Raw genomic sequence first — 14408 nt, 5'->3', positions numbered from 1 at the left:
ACTGGAGTCCGGTCATGGTCTTCGCCCGATGCTGCACTGTGTTGTTGCTGGCCCTTGTGGCCTGGCCCGCTGGCGCGCAGTCGCCACGGATCTCCCGGCCGCAGGCCGCCACGCCGCTGCTGATCGCGCCGGCCGCCGAACAACCGGTGCAGTTGCAGCGCGCACGCATCGAGGGCGAAGTCCAGGCGGGCATCGCCCAGACCCGGATCACCCTGGAATTCCATAACCCAAACCGGCGCGTGCTGGAAGGTGAGCTGCAGTTCCCGCTGGGCGACGGTCAGCAGATCAGCGGCTTCGCGCTGGATATCAACGGCGAGCTGCGTGACGCGGTGCCGGTGCCCAAGGACCGCGGTCGTCAGGTATTCGAGGAGATCGCCCGCCGCGGCGTCGACCCGGGCCTGCTGGAACAGACCGCTGGCAACCAGTTCCGCCTGCGCATCTACCCGCTGCCGGCCGGCGGCAGTCGGCGCGTGCAGCTGGTGATGCGTGAGCCGTTGGCCTTCGACGGCCACGGCTGGCAATGGACGCTGCCGCTGCAGTTCGCCGCCGGTGCAGCCTCGGTTGAACTGAAGCTGCAGGCCCCGGGCGCGACGGCCGCGGGTACGGCGCCATTCCGCATCAGCGCGGGCCAGCTGCAGTGGCAGGGCAGGGGCGCGCAGTTGCCGAAGCAGCTGCAGTGGAGCCTGCCCGCAGCACGTCAGGCGCAGGTCCAGGTGGCGCCCTGGCAGGACGGGCACTACCTGTTGGCGCAGCTGCCGGTGTCGACCGGCAGCACGCCGCGCACGTTGCCCCGCGAGATCGGCCTGCTGTGGGATGGCTCCGGCTCGGGTGGGCAGCGTGACCGCACGTGCGAGTTCGCCCTGCTGGATCGGTACTTCGCCGCGATGGGTGACGGCACCGTGGCGTTGACCGTGCTGCGCGATCGCGCCGAACAGGTGCGTCGATTCCGTATCCGCGCCGGCAACTGGAGTGAACTGCGCGCAGCCCTGCAGGCCGTGCGCCCGGACGGTGCCAGCGCGCTGGCACAGTGGCAGCCGCAGCCGGGCGTGAAGGAATACCTGCTGGTCAGCGATGGCCTGCTGACCTATGGGCCGGAACAGCTACCGGCGATGGTGGCGGATCAACGCCTGTTTGCAATCAGCAGCGCCGGTGCGCGCACCGATGCCGTGCGACTGCGTGGTTGGAGCGAAGCGCATGGTGGCCGCTTTGTTGCACTGGGTGAGGATGTCGATGCAGCGGCGCGCGAGCTGCTGTCGTCGCCGTTGGATGTGCAGGTCGATGCGGGGCGCGGCGTGCAGGACGTGGTGATCGATCGTCGCAGTGAAGCCCAGGGCTGGCTGTGGCTGCACGCACGACTAGCGGCCGACGGTGTGCCGATGCGGGTGCGCGTGGGTGGCGGCGAATGGCAGGCGCTGCCGGCCACGCAGAAAAGCGATGACGGCGAACTGCTGGCCGGCCTGTGGGCGCAGGCGCGCCTGCAGCAACTGGCCGTCGACCGCCGCAGCAACCGTGAGGCCATGCAGCGCCTGTCCCAGCAGTTTGGCCTGGTGGGGCCGGATACCTCGCTGATCGTGCTGGAAACCCTGGATGACTACCTGCGCTATGCGATCCGTCCGTCTGGCACGCTCCGCACCGAATACGATGCACGATTCGCCGTGCAGGTGGCGGATCGCGCCGCTGCGGATCGCGAGCGCCTGGATGAAGTGGCTGCACGCTGGAAGGAGCGCCAGCAATGGTGGAACCGCAGCTGGCCGAAGGGAATGCCGCCGCAGCCGAAGGGCGGGGCACTGGAAGTGGCCTCCGCGGACTACGCGATGGAATCGGCGCCGGTGGCGATGCTCGCCGCGCCGGCCCCTGCGGCACCGCCCGCCCTGGCACCGATGGCCGCCGCCGAGCAGCGCATGGAAGCCAGCAGCGCGCGTGCACGTCGCTCGGCGCCTGCATCCAACAAGGCCCTGGATTCAATCACGGTCACGGGTGGCCGTGTCGCTGCGCCCGCTGCCGCCAACGAGGGCGAGCTCGGCATCCAGCTGGCGGCCTGGCAGCCGGACTCGACCATCGCCCGGCGCTTGCGCCAGGGCCCGGCGTCGCAACTGTATGACCGCTACCTGGCCGAGCGCGATGCCCATGCCGACAGCAGCGCATTCTTCCTCGACGTGGCCGACCTGCTGCTGGCGCAGGGTCAGCGCGACCTGGCACTGCGCGTGTTGTCGAACCTGGCCGAGATGGACCTGGACAATCGCCACCTGCTGCGCGTGCTCGGCTATCGGCTGATGCAGGCCGATGCCCCCGCGCTGGCGGTGCCGGTGTTCGAGCAGGTGCTGGCCATGGGCCAGGAAGAGCCGCAGAGCTTCCGCGACCTCGGCCTGGCACTGGCGGCGGCCGGCAAGCCGCAGCAGGCGCTGGCGCCGCTGTACCAGGTGGTGGTGCGGCCGTGGGACAGCCGCTTCGATGGCATCGCCCTGATCGCCTTGGATGAACTGACCAACCTGGTGGCCCGCAGCACGCCCCGGCTGGATACCACCAGCATCGACCCGCGCCTGCTGCAGGCGATGCCGCTGGACCTGCGGGTGGTGCTGTCGTGGGATGCCGACAACAGCGACATGGACCTGTGGGTGACCGACCCGAACGGCGAGCGCGCCTACTACGGCAACCGCCTGACCTACCAGGGCGGGCAGATGTCGCAGGACTTCACCGGCGGCTATGGCCCCGAGCAGTTCTCGCTGCGCAACGCCAAGCCGGGCAGGTACAAGGTGGAGGCGAACTACTTTGGCAGCCGCCAGCAGCTGGTGACCGGTGCGACAACCTTGATGCTGCGGCTGACCACCCACTGGGGCACGCCGAAGCAGAAGGATCAGATGGTGACGATGCGGCTGAAGGACCGAGCGGAAACCGTGCTGGTGGGCGAATTCGAGGTGCGTTGATCACTCGGACGCCCCTGTGGAGTCGAGCTTGCTCGACTGCCTCAACGTAGAGCCGAGCCTGCGCTCGGCTCATGGCAGAAGCAGCCGAGCGTGGGCTCGGCTCTACACTGCTATTTTCCGCGCATCCAAGCGTCTAGTTGTCTGGCCAGCGTGCGATTCTTGTGGGCAGACGCAACCGAATCCGTGCCTGGAACCAAGTTGATACCCAGGCTTGTATTTATCTGCTTGACCCATTCGGGAAAGTGATCAAGCTTGGCACCGATGATTGGCGGCAACTGGAAGTCGTTGCTGGTGGGTCTGTCCCGGTAGGCGACGTAGGAGCCATCACCAGAGGTCAGGTTGATTGACCAAGGGCTGTCAGGCCAACTGTTGAGGGTCAGGCTGATCCGAGGATGCCCGCTCTCGCTGCTGTACTCGCCGTCCTGATAGAGGGTGATTCTGGCGCTCCAGTCTCGGATGTTCTGCACGCACCAACCCTGGCGCTGCACCAGCTGGACAGCGTCCCCCGCCATGATCCGCATGTCATGCAGTTGTGCCAGATTTTCACAAAGAGCGGCGTACTCGCTGTTCTCCGCGCAGTGTGGTCGGGCGGACTCGGCGGTCAGGTAAAGCACGGAGAGCGCGTGGTTTCGATCTCCGTCTCCAGACCACGCCCTGACCATCAGGTCATGTGCCATCTCGATGCGCGTGTCCTCATTGAGTTGTGCAATGAGTGCCATGCCCCAGTAGAGGATCGGCCCCATTTCCTTGATATCGTGTTGCAGGAATCGGCCGGCTTCGAGAATGATCGGGGCCGACGAGCGGAACGGAAGGAATTTCTCGACCTTCTCTCGCTGGGCATGGAACGACTGGTATTTCCTGCAATGCTCCACCAGACGCGTGCGCTGTTTCAGATCGGCTGCATTTGCAACCGTGCCACTTGGCAGCTCGCCATGCTCATTGAAGCCGAAGCAGAACAGGTGCTCGAGGCTTCGGCTGGGTGGGCGCGTGTCGTAGCCTATTGGGAGCTTTGTGAGTTCCAGATAGGCTGCAACAAGGGTGGGAAAGTCTCTCTCAGGGAGTCCGGCGACCTTCCAGTCACCCACGCGCAGCCAGTGGAGGTAGAAACGTTGCAGCAGATCCCCAGACAACTGGCGACCTGCTTTCGGTGCAAGTGCTCCGAGTTGGTAGTGATAGCACGGGTAAATGTCGCCTTGACGTTCCTCAGCAAGCGCAGCTTCTTCCGAGTCAACAAAGGCAACTAGCAGATTGATGTCGGATTGATCCATTGCAGGGCTCCAGGCAAAACGTGCCTTCCGTCGTAAAGGCGACTTCCTACACTGGCAGGGCGCTGTGGAACTTCCAATGCGAATAGTTGCAAATGCCATGAACATGCTGCGTATCCGTTGCCCGTACGAGGTCCCGTGTGGAGTCCCCAGCATCGATGCTGGTCTATCAGCCAGCCAGCACGTCAGCCAGTAAGCGCCGGCGCTGGTGCGCCCGTGACAGTGCTATCAGTAGCGGCCAGCCAGAAGTGGATTACCGGTAGGTGGACGTGTAGAGCCGAGCCCATGCTCGGCTCATGGCAGAAGCAGCCGAGCGTGGGCTCGGCTCTACAACTGCGCAGCGTGTGCAACCGGTGACGATAGCGGATCGGCCTTCAGGCCGAACAGGGGGCGCAGCCAGCGCACGCGACGGATCAGCAGTTCGTGGATCAGCAGGCAGCCGCCGACGGTGCCGCCCAGCAGTAGCGACGGCTCCAGCCAAGGACCCAGTTGCAATGGCTTGAGCCAGAACAACAGCACGATGATCAGGCTCTGGTGCAGCATGTACCAGGGATAGATGGCCTCGGTGCAGTACGGTAGCCAGCCGAACGGGCGGTCGAGGAAGACCTTGCCCCAGCCGAGGATGGCCAGCAGCGCGGTCCAGACGTACACCGACTGGCTGGTCCTGCCCTGCAGGTCCCAGAACGTTTCAGGCCATTGCCGCAGCGAGGAGTCAACCGGCAGCACCTGGCCGAGGATGCGCAACCCCAGATACCAGCCGACCGCCGCCAGCGCCAGCCACAGCGTAGTGCGGCGCAGGGAGACCACGCGTTGCCAGAACAGCGGCTCACGACCGAGCAGGTAGCCGGCCAGGAACACTGTCGCGTACTTCGCGTGCTGATACCAGTCGCCAAGCAGGGCATTGGTGGACGGATAGACCGGCTCCAGCCAGATCACCCAGGCCAGCAGCAGCGCAGACGGAATTCCGATCAGCAGTATCGGCGAGGCGGCGCAGAACGCGATCGCATGGCGCACCACGGCCGTTCCCAGCAATGGCATCAGCAGGGCCAGGGCCAGCGTGTAGTTCCACAGATAGGCCAGGTACCACAGGTGGTTCCAGGTGATGCCGTATTGCCAGCCGGCGAAACTGCCTTCCGGCCACGGCCGCACCTGCCAGTAGCGCAGCAGGAAATGCCCGAAGCCGGGCGCAACATGACCGTTGGCCACGCCCTCGCAGTAGGGCTGGATCGGCACGATCACGAACATGCCGAACAGCAGGGGCAGCAGCAGCCGCCACGTGCGCAGGCCGGCAAAGCGCAGCAGCCTGCCTTCCGGCCGCATCAGCGCGATGGCGATGCCTGAAATCAGGAACAGCAGCGACATCCGCCAGCGGTTGACGAACAGCATCGGCCACTGCAGCCATTCGGCGGTATGCACGCTCTTGAGGTGGAAGCCCCAGTCGTCCACATAGGCCATGGCGGTGTGGTAGAGGATCAGCAGGGCGAAGGCGAACACGCGCAGGGCGTCGATGTCGTGGCGTCGGGTCATGGTGGAGGTGTGCCGGAAGGTCGAGCCAACGTGACGCCGTCCGGCCTGTGCAGCCACTGCCAAGGGGCCGCCGGAACCCGCGCAGTGACCAATGGCGGGGGTGGCGGGACCAATGGAGCGGCTACCTTTGGTCCCTTGAGGCAGGCTGGAGCACCGCAACAACATGGATGCAGCAATGACCCAGGGCCGACCATCGCGCTGGCGTACTTCAACGCGCCTGCTGGTATGGGCGACGATCCTGTCGGCTTCAGCAGTGACCAATGCGCTGGTGGAAGTGATGGACGCCAGTCGCCGCGGTGCCGATCTCGGCCTGTGGGAACCGATGATCTGGGAGTTCAGCAGCCTCGCCCTGATCCTGCTGACCCTGCCGTTGCTGTGGTGGGGCTGCGAGCGCTGGCCGCTGCATGCCGATACATGGAAGCAGCGGTTGCCGGTGTATCTGCTGGCCAGCGTAGGCTGGTCGCTGCTGCACGTGGTGGGGATGATGCTGCTTCGGCACCTGGCCTATGTATCGCTGGGCTACCGCTACCAGGACGATGCGGGATGGCTGGAGCGTTTTGCCTACGAATACCTGAAGGATGTGCGCACGTTCGCGATGTTCGTGGCACTGGAGCACTTCGCCAGCTGGTTCGGCCGGCGCAGGCAGGGTGAGGCGAGCCTGCTGGCCGAGCCTGACGTCGGCCCGCCGGTGGAGCCGGTCGAGCGTCCCCAGCACTTCCTGGTGCGCAAGCTGGGCAAGGAGTTCCTGGTCGCCACCGCCGACGTGGAGTACGCCCAGGCGGCGGGGAACTACGTGAACCTGCGGGTACGCGGCCACGACTACCCGCTGCGGATCACCATGGCGGTGCTGGAGCAGCGGCTGGACCCGAGCGAGTTCCTGCGCCCGCACCGCAGCTGGCTGATCAACCGGGGCCAGCTGCGCTCGATCGAGCCGCTGGAGGGGGGCGAGGCCCTGCTGCATATGGCCGACGGGGCCAAGGTGCCCTGCAGCCGGCGCCAGCTGCCGCTGCTCCGGCAGGCGTTGGGGGCCGGATGAGGCCCTCATTCCGGGCATCCCCGGCCTGCGGTATCATTACCAGTCATCTTTTGAATGCATAACCGCCGACATGATCGAACTGAATCCTGTCCGCCAGCGCATCACCGATCTGACCGATCGCGTGCTGTCGCTTCGGGGGTATCTTTGACTACGACGCCAAGAAAGAGCGTCTTGAAGAAGTAACGCGGGAGCTGGAAAGCCCCGACGTCTGGAACAACGCCGAGTACGCCCAGAATCTGGGCCGCGAGCGCTCCAGCCTGGAAAAGACCGTGGGCGGCATCGCCTCGGTGCTCGACGGCCTGGCTGATGCCACCGAACTGCTTGAGCTGGCCGAGTCCGAGCAGGACGAGGACACCGCGCTGGCCGTGGTCGCCGACCTGGACAAGCACCAGTCGCACGTCGAGAAGCTGGAATTCCAGCGCATGTTCTCCGGCGAGATGGACAATGCTGCCGCATTCGTCGACATCCAGGCCGGTGCCGGTGGCACCGAAGCCCAGGACTGGGCCGAGATCCTGCTGCGCATGTACCTGCGCTGGTGTGAATCGCGCGGCTGGAAGACCGAGTTGATGGAAGTCTCCGGTGGCGACGTCGCCGGCATCAAGTCGGCCACCCTGCGCGTGGAAGGCGACTACGCCTATGGCTGGCTGAAGACCGAGACCGGCGTGCACCGCTTGGTGCGCAAGTCGCCGTTCGACTCGGACAACCGCCGCCACACCAGCTTCACCTCGGTGTTCGTGTCGCCGGAAATCGATGACAACATCGACATCACCATCAACCCGGCCGACCTGCGTACCGACGTGTACCGTTCGTCCGGTGCTGGTGGCCAGCACGTGAACAAGACCGAGTCGGCAGTGCGTATCACCCACATCCCGACCAACATCGTTGTGGCCTGCCAGACCGGCCGCAGCCAGCACCAGAACCGCGACAACGCGATGAAGATGCTGGCCGCCAAGCTGTACGAGCTGGAGATCCAGAAGCGCAACGCCGAGAAGGACGCGGTGGAAGCCACCAAGTCCGACATCGGCTGGGGCAGCCAGATCCGCAACTACGTGCTGGACCAGAGCCGCATCAAGGACCTGCGCACCGGCATCGAGCGTTCAGATACGCAGAAGGTGCTGGATGGCGACCTGGACGAGTTCGTCGAGGCCAGCCTGAAGGCCGGCCTGGCTGTGGGCTCCAAGCGCGTCGATGCCTGATCGGCGCGCCTGCGCGGATATCGTCACCCTCGTGCGCAACGCCGAGGGTGGTCGATCACGCGTCCTGTAGAGCTTAGCCATGCTCAGCTGCATTTCGCGGGGTAGCAGATGCGTCGAGCATGGCTCGACGCTACAACGGGCACGGCGGTAGCGATGATGCGCAGCGAAAGTGAACGCAAGGAACTGGGCGGCTTCCTCAAGGCCTGCCGCGCCCGTGTCGATCCCGCCACGCTCGGCCTTCCGGCCGGGCGCCGGCGCACCCCGGGCCTGAAGCGCGAGGAAGTGGCGCTGGCCATCGGCGTAAGCGTCAGCTGGTACACCTGGATCGAGCAGGGCCGCGAAGTGCGTGCCTCGCCCGAGGTGCTTGAGCGCCTGGCGCAGGTGCTGCGCATGAGCGACGACGAACGCGCCTATGCGTTCGCGTTGTCCGGCTATGGCGTGCCACTGGAATCACCGGACGAAAGCGTGACCGATGGCCTGCGCCAGCTGGTGGAGGCGATGCAGCCGATCCCTGCGTATGTGCGCAATACCCGCTTCGACATCCTGGCCTGGAACCCGGCCATCGCTGAGCTGTTCGTGGACTACAGCCAGCTGGCACCGCATGAACGCAACACGCTGCGGCTGATGTTTCTGTACCCGCCGTACCGCACGCTGATCCTCAACTGGGAAGAAATGACCCGCGGCCTGCTGGCAGGTTTCCGTGCGGCGATGGCGCAGGCGCCGGACAAGGCGCCGTTCCTGGCGCTGGTGGAGGACATTGCCGCGCATAGCGAGGAATTCCGTCAGTGGTGGCCGGAGCACGACGTGCGGCGGTTCGATGAAGGTGCGAAGAAGTTGAACCATCCCACGCGCGGGTTGCTGGACCTGCAGTACGTGGCGCTGGTGCCGGAGAGCCGGCACGATCTGTCCCTGGTGACCTACCTGCCGCGAAAGTAGGGGGTGTTCGGCAGGGCTTGCAGCCCTGCACCCGCAGAGGCCGAGCAACAGCAACGGCAACGGCGGGCATTCCGTGAGATGGCGGGGCGGTGTCGGAGTGCGGGGACGCCGTAAACCCGTCCCTGGGGGCTTGGCAGCCGCATCCATGCGGCTGACACCCCGCACTCCGACACCGCCCCACCTTCGACAGGTTCACGTGGCTGTAGGTAGTGGCTGTAGGTAGGTGTCGACCTTGGTCGACACATCTGTCAGATATCGAATGAAATTCCGGGGGTCAGATCCGTTTTCCACAGGAAAACGGATCTGACCCCAAAAGTATTTCCGACAGATCGCGGACCCACCCCGCCATCCCACGGAATGCAGGCCTTTGACCTTGACGTTGCCCTGGCCTCTGCGGGTGCAGGGCGCAGCCCTGCCGGCACCTATCCCCATTCAGACAGGTAAGTGCAGGTCACAGGATAAGCAGACGCCTTGTTGCCTCCGCCAATCGGGTCCACATTCCTGTGCAGGAGACGGGCCACCGCCCGTTGTCGAGACACCAGGAGACCTGCATGTCCGCTGCCCCCAGTACAGCCATTTCCCGCGATCCGGCCACCGGCCAGCAGATCGCCAGCCACCCCTTCGCTACCGACGCCGAACTGGACGCCATCCTCGATCGCGGCCAGGTTGGCTTCGCCGCCTGGAGCACGAGGAGCCTCGAACAGCGTGCAGACGTATTGCGTGCGATGGCCGCGGTACTGCGCCGCGACCGTGAAAAGCTGGCTGCGCTGGCTACCGCCGAAATGGGCAAGGTCCAGGCCGAATCCCTGGCCGAAATCGAGAAGTGCGCCGTGCTGTGCGACTGGTATGCCGACCACGGTGCGCAGTTCCTGCGCGACGAGCCGACCAAGGTGCCCGACGACAAGGCTTACGTGTCCTACCTGCCGCTGGGCGTGGTGCTGGGCATCATGCCGTGGAACTTCCCGTACTGGCAGGTGATGCGCGCGGCGGTGCCGATCCTGATGGGCGGCAACGGCTTCCTGCTGAAGCCGGCCGAGAACATCGTCGGTACCGCGCAGCTGCTCGATGCCGCCTGGCGCGACGCTGGGTTGCCGGAAGGCACCTTCATCGCCGCCAACATCAGCCGCGACGGCACCAGCCGCGCGATCGCCGATGACCGCATCGCGGCGGTGACCCTGACTGGGAGCGTGGCCGCCGGCCGCAGCATTGCTGCCCAGGCCGGGCAGGCGCTGAAGAAGGTGGTGCTGGAACTGGGCGGCTCGGACCCGTTCATCGTGCTGGCCGACGCCGATCTGGACGCTGCCGTCGATGCGGCGGTGGCCTCACGCTTCCAGAACACCGGGCAGGTCTGCATCGCCGGCAAGCGCATCATCGTTGAAGACGCGGTATACGACCGTTTCGTGGCGCAGTTCTGCCAGAAGGTGCAGGCGCTGACCATCGGCGATGGTCGTTCAGCGGGTAATCGCATTGGTCCGATGGCACGCCAGGACCTGCTGGAACAGCTGGATGCGCAGGTACGCGCCTCGGTGGACGCGGGCGCGAAGCTGCTGGTCGGTGGCCATCAGCTCGATCGCCCGGGCGCGTTCTACGCACCCACCGTGCTGGCCGACGTGGAGCCGGGCATGCAGGCCTTCGATACCGAGACCTTCGGTCCGGTGGCCTCGATCAGCCGCGCTCGTGATGCCGACCATGCGGTGGAGCTGGCCAACCAGAGCGAGTTCGGTCTCAGCGGCAACCTGTGGACCGGCGACCGTGCCCGTGCGATGCAGCTTGCGCGCCGGCTGCAGACCGGCGGCGTGTTCGTCAACGGATTCTCTGCTTCGGACCCGCGCGTGCCGATCGGGGGCGTGAAGAAGAGCGGCTTCGGCCGCGAGCTCTCCCACTTCGGCATCCGCGAGTTCGTCAACGCGCAGACGGTCTGGTTCGACAAGCGTTGACGCGCAGCTTCCATCCTTCCTGCAACGATCCATCATCAGTCCAGCGAAAAGGACGGCATTCCAATGTCCAAGGGTTCAGATCTGCTTGTCGCCGCACTTGAGAACGAAGGCGTCGAGCGCATTTTCGGTATCCCCGGCGAAGAGAATCTCGACGTGGTCGAGTCGCTGCGCCATTCCAGCATCGAGCTGGTCATCACCCGCCACGAGCAGGCAGCGGTATTCATGGCGGCCACCTATGGCCGCCTGACCGGCAAGCCCGGGGTGTGCCTGGCCACGCTGGGGCCGGGCGCGCTGAACTTCACCACCGGCGCCGCCTACGCGCTGCTGGGTGCGTGGCCGGTCATCATGATCACTGGCCAGAAGGGCATCGTGGCCAGCAAGCAGGCACGCTTCCAGATCGTCGACATCGTCAGCACGATGAAGCCACTGACCAAGCAGGCGCGGCAGATCGTCTCGGCGCGCACCATCCCGACGATCGTGCGCGAGGCATTCCGCACCGCGCTGGAAGAGCGCCCGGGCCCGGTGCTGCTGGAGCTGCCCGAAGACATCGCGGCCGATGAGGTCGGGGACGTGGCGCTGATTCCGCCGCACGCGGTGGATCGTCCCATCGCCAGTCCGGAAGCACTGGACCGTGCGGCGGAGATCATCCGCAATGCCAAGCGACCGTTGCTGATGATCGCTTCGGCGGCGTCGCGGCCGCAGTCCAGCGAGGCGCTGTCGGCGTTCGTGCTGCGTGCCGGCATCCCGTTTTTCACCACGCAGATGGGCAAGGGCGCGGTGGCCGGTGGTTCGGGCCTGTACATGGGCACCGCGGCGCTGACCGAGCGCGACTACGTGCACATGGCCATCGACCAGGCCGATGTGATCGTGACCATCGGCCATGAGGTCACCGAGAAGCCGCCGTTCGTGATGCGTCCGGGTGGGCCGACCGTGATCCATATCGGCTATTCGCAGGCGGCGGTGGAGCAGGTGTACTTCCCGCAGGTGGAAGTGATCGGCGATATCGGCCGCTCGCTGACCCAGCTGGCCGACCGCATCGAAGGCGCGGTGCCGAACGCCGATGCGCTGCTGCCGTTGCGCGCGACCATCCTGGAGCACCTGGCCGCCCGTGCCGAGGAGGACGGCTTCACGCCTCAGCGGCTGGTGCATGACGTGCGCCAGGTGATGCCGCCGGACGGCATCGTGGCGCTGGACAACGGCATGTACAAGATCTGGTTTGCGCGTAACTACCGCACCCAGGTGGCCAACACGCTGCTGCTGGACAACGCGCTGGCGACCATGGGTGCGGGTCTGCCGTCGGCGATCATGGCTTCGATCCTGTATCCGCAGCGCCGGGTGCTGGCGGTATGTGGCGATGGCGGCTTCATGATGAACAGCCAGGAGCTGGAGACCGCCCGACGGCTGGGCCTGAACCTGGTGGTGCTGATCCTCAACGATGGGGCCTACGGCATGATCCGCTGGAAGCAGGCGGTGGATGGCTTCACCGACTACGGCATGACCTTCAGCAACCCCGATTTCGTGAAGTACGCGCAGGCCTATGGCTGCAAGGGTCATGAGGTGACCGCCATCGAGCAGTTCATTCCGACCCTGGAGGCGGCGTTCAACGAGGGCGGGGTGCACCTGGTATCGGTGCCGGTGGATTACTCGGAAAACCAGCGGGTGCTGGTGGACGAGCTGCGGCAGGCCTTCCCGGGGAACGGCTGAGGTAGCGCCGGGCCACGCCCGGCGGAATCGTGCGCCGACCGACCGCCGGGCATGGCCCGGCGCTACCGGGCGCTACCGGGCGCTGCCGGGGCCGGGGCGGGGCGGTTTTGGTATGCTGGGCAACCGGCTGTGCCGGGTGCAACATCCCCCCTCACTACACGATTCCCGCAGATCCATGAGCGAAGCTACCGATACCCCCCCCGTTGACGAAAACAAGTTGATCGCCGAGCGCCGCGAGAAACTCAAAACGCTGCGTGGGCAGGGCATCGCGTACCCGAACGACTTCCGTCGCGAGGACTTCGCCGGCCGCCTGCAGGAAGAGTTCGCCGATGCCGAACAGTGGACCGCCGAGGCCCTGGAAGGTAACGGCCGCCAGGTGAAGATGGCCGGCCGCCTGATGGCCAAGCGCATCATGGGCAAGGCCAGTTTCGCGCAGATCCAGGACGAGTCCGGTCGCATCCAGCTGTTCCTGCAGGGCACGGTGCTGGGCGATGCCTATACCGCCTTCAAGGGCTGGGACGTGGGCGACATCATCGCCGTCGAAGGCGGCCTGACCCGGACCAAGACCGGCGAGCTGTCGGTCAAGGCCGAATCGATCCGCCTGCTGACCAAGTCGCTGCGCCCGCTGCCGGACAAGTGGCATGGCCTGGCCGACGTCGAGCAGCGCTATCGCCAGCGCTACGTCGACCTGATCGTGACCCCGGAATCGCGCGCGGTGTTCATCAAGCGCTCGAAGATCATCCGCGCCATGCGCGCGTGGCTGGACAACCGCGACTTCCTGGAAGTCGAGACGCCGATGATGCATTACATCCCCGGCGGCGCGGCGGCCAAGCCGTTCACCACCCACCACAACGCGCTGGACCTGGACCTGTACCTGCGCGTGGCGCCGGAGCTGTACCTCAAGCGCCTGACCGTGGGTGGCCTGGAGCGCGTGTACGAGATCAACCGCAACTTCCGCAACGAAGGCGTCAGCACCCGCCACAATCCGGAATTCACCATGATGGAGCTGTACGAGGCCTATGCCACGTACAACGAGATCATGGACCTGACCGAAGGCGTGATCCGTGACGTGGCCCAGGCGGTCAACGGCGGCACCGAGGTGGAGTGGGACGGTGCGAAGATCGACCTGGGCCCGGCGTTCCGCCGCTGGCGCATGGACGAGGCGGTGCGTCACCACAACCCGGAAATCTCTGCGGCCGACTGCACCGACCGCGACGCGCTGCTGCGCCATTGCGAGCGCTTGAAGATCCGAGTCAAGCCGTCCTACGGCTGGGGCAAGCTGCTGCTGGAGATCTTCGAGGCCACTGTCGAGCACACCCTGATCCAGCCGACCTTCATCACCGACCACCCGGTGGAAGTCTCGCCGCTGGCCCGCGCCAACGACAACGATCCGGGCTACACCGACCGCTTCGAGCTGTTCGTCAACGGCAAGGAGCTGGCCAACGGCTTCTCCGAGTTGAACGACCCGGAAGACCAGGCCCAGCGCTTCCAGGCCCAGGTGGCGGCGAAGGAGGGTGGCGACGACGAGGCCATGCACTACGACGCCGACTACATCCGTGCGTTGGAGTACGGCATGGCCCCGACCGGCGGCCTCGGCATCGGCGTTGATCGCCTGGTGATGCTGCTGACCGGCAGCAGCTCGATCCGGGACGTGCTGCTGTTCCCGTACATGCGTCCGGAGCAGTAAGTCGTCTTTTTGACTCCTGTTTGTGCGCGCCGTCGCGAAATGAGACGGCGCGATTGACGCCTCCCGCACTCGGCGTATCGTTAATGCACTACCTTGACGTCTGTTATGGCTTGATCGGCGCCAGGGGGAGTACGCATTGTGGAGAGTCCGCTTCACAATGTGATGACGATCATGAACCGGGACGCATGACACGGGA

Annotated in this window: 9 protein-coding genes; 7 read left to right on the top strand and 2 right to left on the bottom strand. The window is 65.7% G+C overall.

Annotated elements, in window-relative coordinates; all coding sequences use genetic code 11:
* The first annotated feature begins 14 nt into the window (after positions 1-14).
* Positions 15-2924 (top strand): VIT domain-containing protein, encoded by a 2910-nt coding sequence (locus G5A07_RS09550; RefSeq protein WP_191863210.1) that lies wholly within the window; start codon positions 15-17, stop codon positions 2922-2924.
* A 110-nt stretch (positions 2925-3034) separates the two neighbouring features.
* On the opposite strand, the gene G5A07_RS09545 is transcribed toward G5A07_RS09550, so the two are convergent.
* On the bottom strand, positions 3035-4192 hold the full coding sequence (locus tag G5A07_RS09545; protein ID WP_191863209.1) for a hypothetical protein: 1158 nt from the start codon (positions 4190-4192) through the stop codon (positions 3035-3037).
* 324 nt (positions 4193-4516) lie between these two features.
* Positions 4517-5716 (bottom strand): acyltransferase family protein, encoded by a 1200-nt coding sequence (locus tag G5A07_RS09540; RefSeq protein WP_191863208.1) that lies wholly within the window; start codon positions 5714-5716, stop codon positions 4517-4519.
* A gap of 175 nt (positions 5717-5891) precedes the next feature.
* Here G5A07_RS09540 and G5A07_RS09535 point away from each other — a divergent pair, with 175 nt between their 5' ends.
* The 6 genes from G5A07_RS09535 (at position 5892) to lysS (ending at position 14212) form a co-directional block, all read left to right on the top strand.
* The gene (locus G5A07_RS09535; protein ID WP_053442954.1) at positions 5892-6752 is read left to right on the top strand and encodes a LytTR family DNA-binding domain-containing protein; all 861 of its coding nucleotides are present in this window, start codon (positions 5892-5894) and stop codon (positions 6750-6752) included.
* Positions 6753-6822: 70 nt separating this feature from the next.
* Positions 6823-7948 (top strand): peptide chain release factor 2 gene (prfB, locus tag G5A07_RS09530; protein WP_097048047.1). Its coding sequence is split into 2 segments (ribosomal slippage): positions 6823-6897 and positions 6899-7948, totalling 1125 coding nucleotides; the frame shifts between segments, so codons are not numbered across the junction.
* Between the two features lie 153 nt (positions 7949-8101).
* On the top strand, positions 8102-8884 hold the full coding sequence (locus G5A07_RS09525) for a helix-turn-helix transcriptional regulator (protein WP_008267447.1): 783 nt from the start codon (positions 8102-8104) through the stop codon (positions 8882-8884).
* A 551-nt stretch (positions 8885-9435) separates the two neighbouring features.
* The gene (locus G5A07_RS09520) at positions 9436-10821 is read left to right on the top strand and encodes an NAD-dependent succinate-semialdehyde dehydrogenase (protein WP_191863207.1); all 1386 of its coding nucleotides are present in this window, start codon (positions 9436-9438) and stop codon (positions 10819-10821) included.
* A gap of 63 nt (positions 10822-10884) precedes the next feature.
* Positions 10885-12525, top strand: a complete 1641-nt coding sequence (locus G5A07_RS09515; RefSeq protein ID WP_043398967.1) for an acetolactate synthase large subunit — start codon at positions 10885-10887, stop codon at positions 12523-12525.
* A gap of 175 nt (positions 12526-12700) precedes the next feature.
* On the top strand, positions 12701-14212 hold the full coding sequence (lysS, locus tag G5A07_RS09510; protein ID WP_191863206.1) for a lysine--tRNA ligase: 1512 nt from the start codon (positions 12701-12703) through the stop codon (positions 14210-14212).
* The last annotated feature ends 196 nt before the right edge of the window (positions 14213-14408 follow it).

The sequence above is a fragment of the Stenotrophomonas sp. AS012628 genome, assembly GCF_010608305.1.
GTDB lineage: Bacteria > Pseudomonadota > Gammaproteobacteria > Xanthomonadales > Xanthomonadaceae > Stenotrophomonas > Stenotrophomonas geniculata.
The sequence above is the reverse complement of the archived record's forward strand: the minus strand, read 5'-3'. Positions and strand labels throughout refer to the sequence as shown.

Excerpts from the sequence above, each read along its gene's own strand:
- G5A07_RS09550 (WP_191863210.1), top strand. The coding sequence starts at position 15 with ATGGTCTTCGCCCGATGCTGCACTGTGTTGTTGCTGGCCCTTGTGGCC.
- G5A07_RS09545 (WP_191863209.1), bottom strand. The coding sequence starts at position 4,192 with ATGGATCAATCCGACATCAATCTGCTAGTTGCCTTTGTTGACTCGGAA.
- G5A07_RS09540 (WP_191863208.1), bottom strand. The coding sequence starts at position 5,716 with ATGACCCGACGCCACGACATCGACGCCCTGCGCGTGTTCGCCTTCGCC.
- G5A07_RS09535 (WP_053442954.1), top strand. The coding sequence starts at position 5,892 with ATGACCCAGGGCCGACCATCGCGCTGGCGTACTTCAACGCGCCTGCTG.
- G5A07_RS09525 (WP_008267447.1), top strand. The coding sequence starts at position 8,102 with ATGATGCGCAGCGAAAGTGAACGCAAGGAACTGGGCGGCTTCCTCAAG.
- G5A07_RS09520 (WP_191863207.1), top strand. The coding sequence starts at position 9,436 with ATGTCCGCTGCCCCCAGTACAGCCATTTCCCGCGATCCGGCCACCGGC.
- G5A07_RS09515 (WP_043398967.1), top strand. The coding sequence starts at position 10,885 with ATGTCCAAGGGTTCAGATCTGCTTGTCGCCGCACTTGAGAACGAAGGC.
- lysS (WP_191863206.1), top strand. The coding sequence starts at position 12,701 with ATGAGCGAAGCTACCGATACCCCCCCCGTTGACGAAAACAAGTTGATC.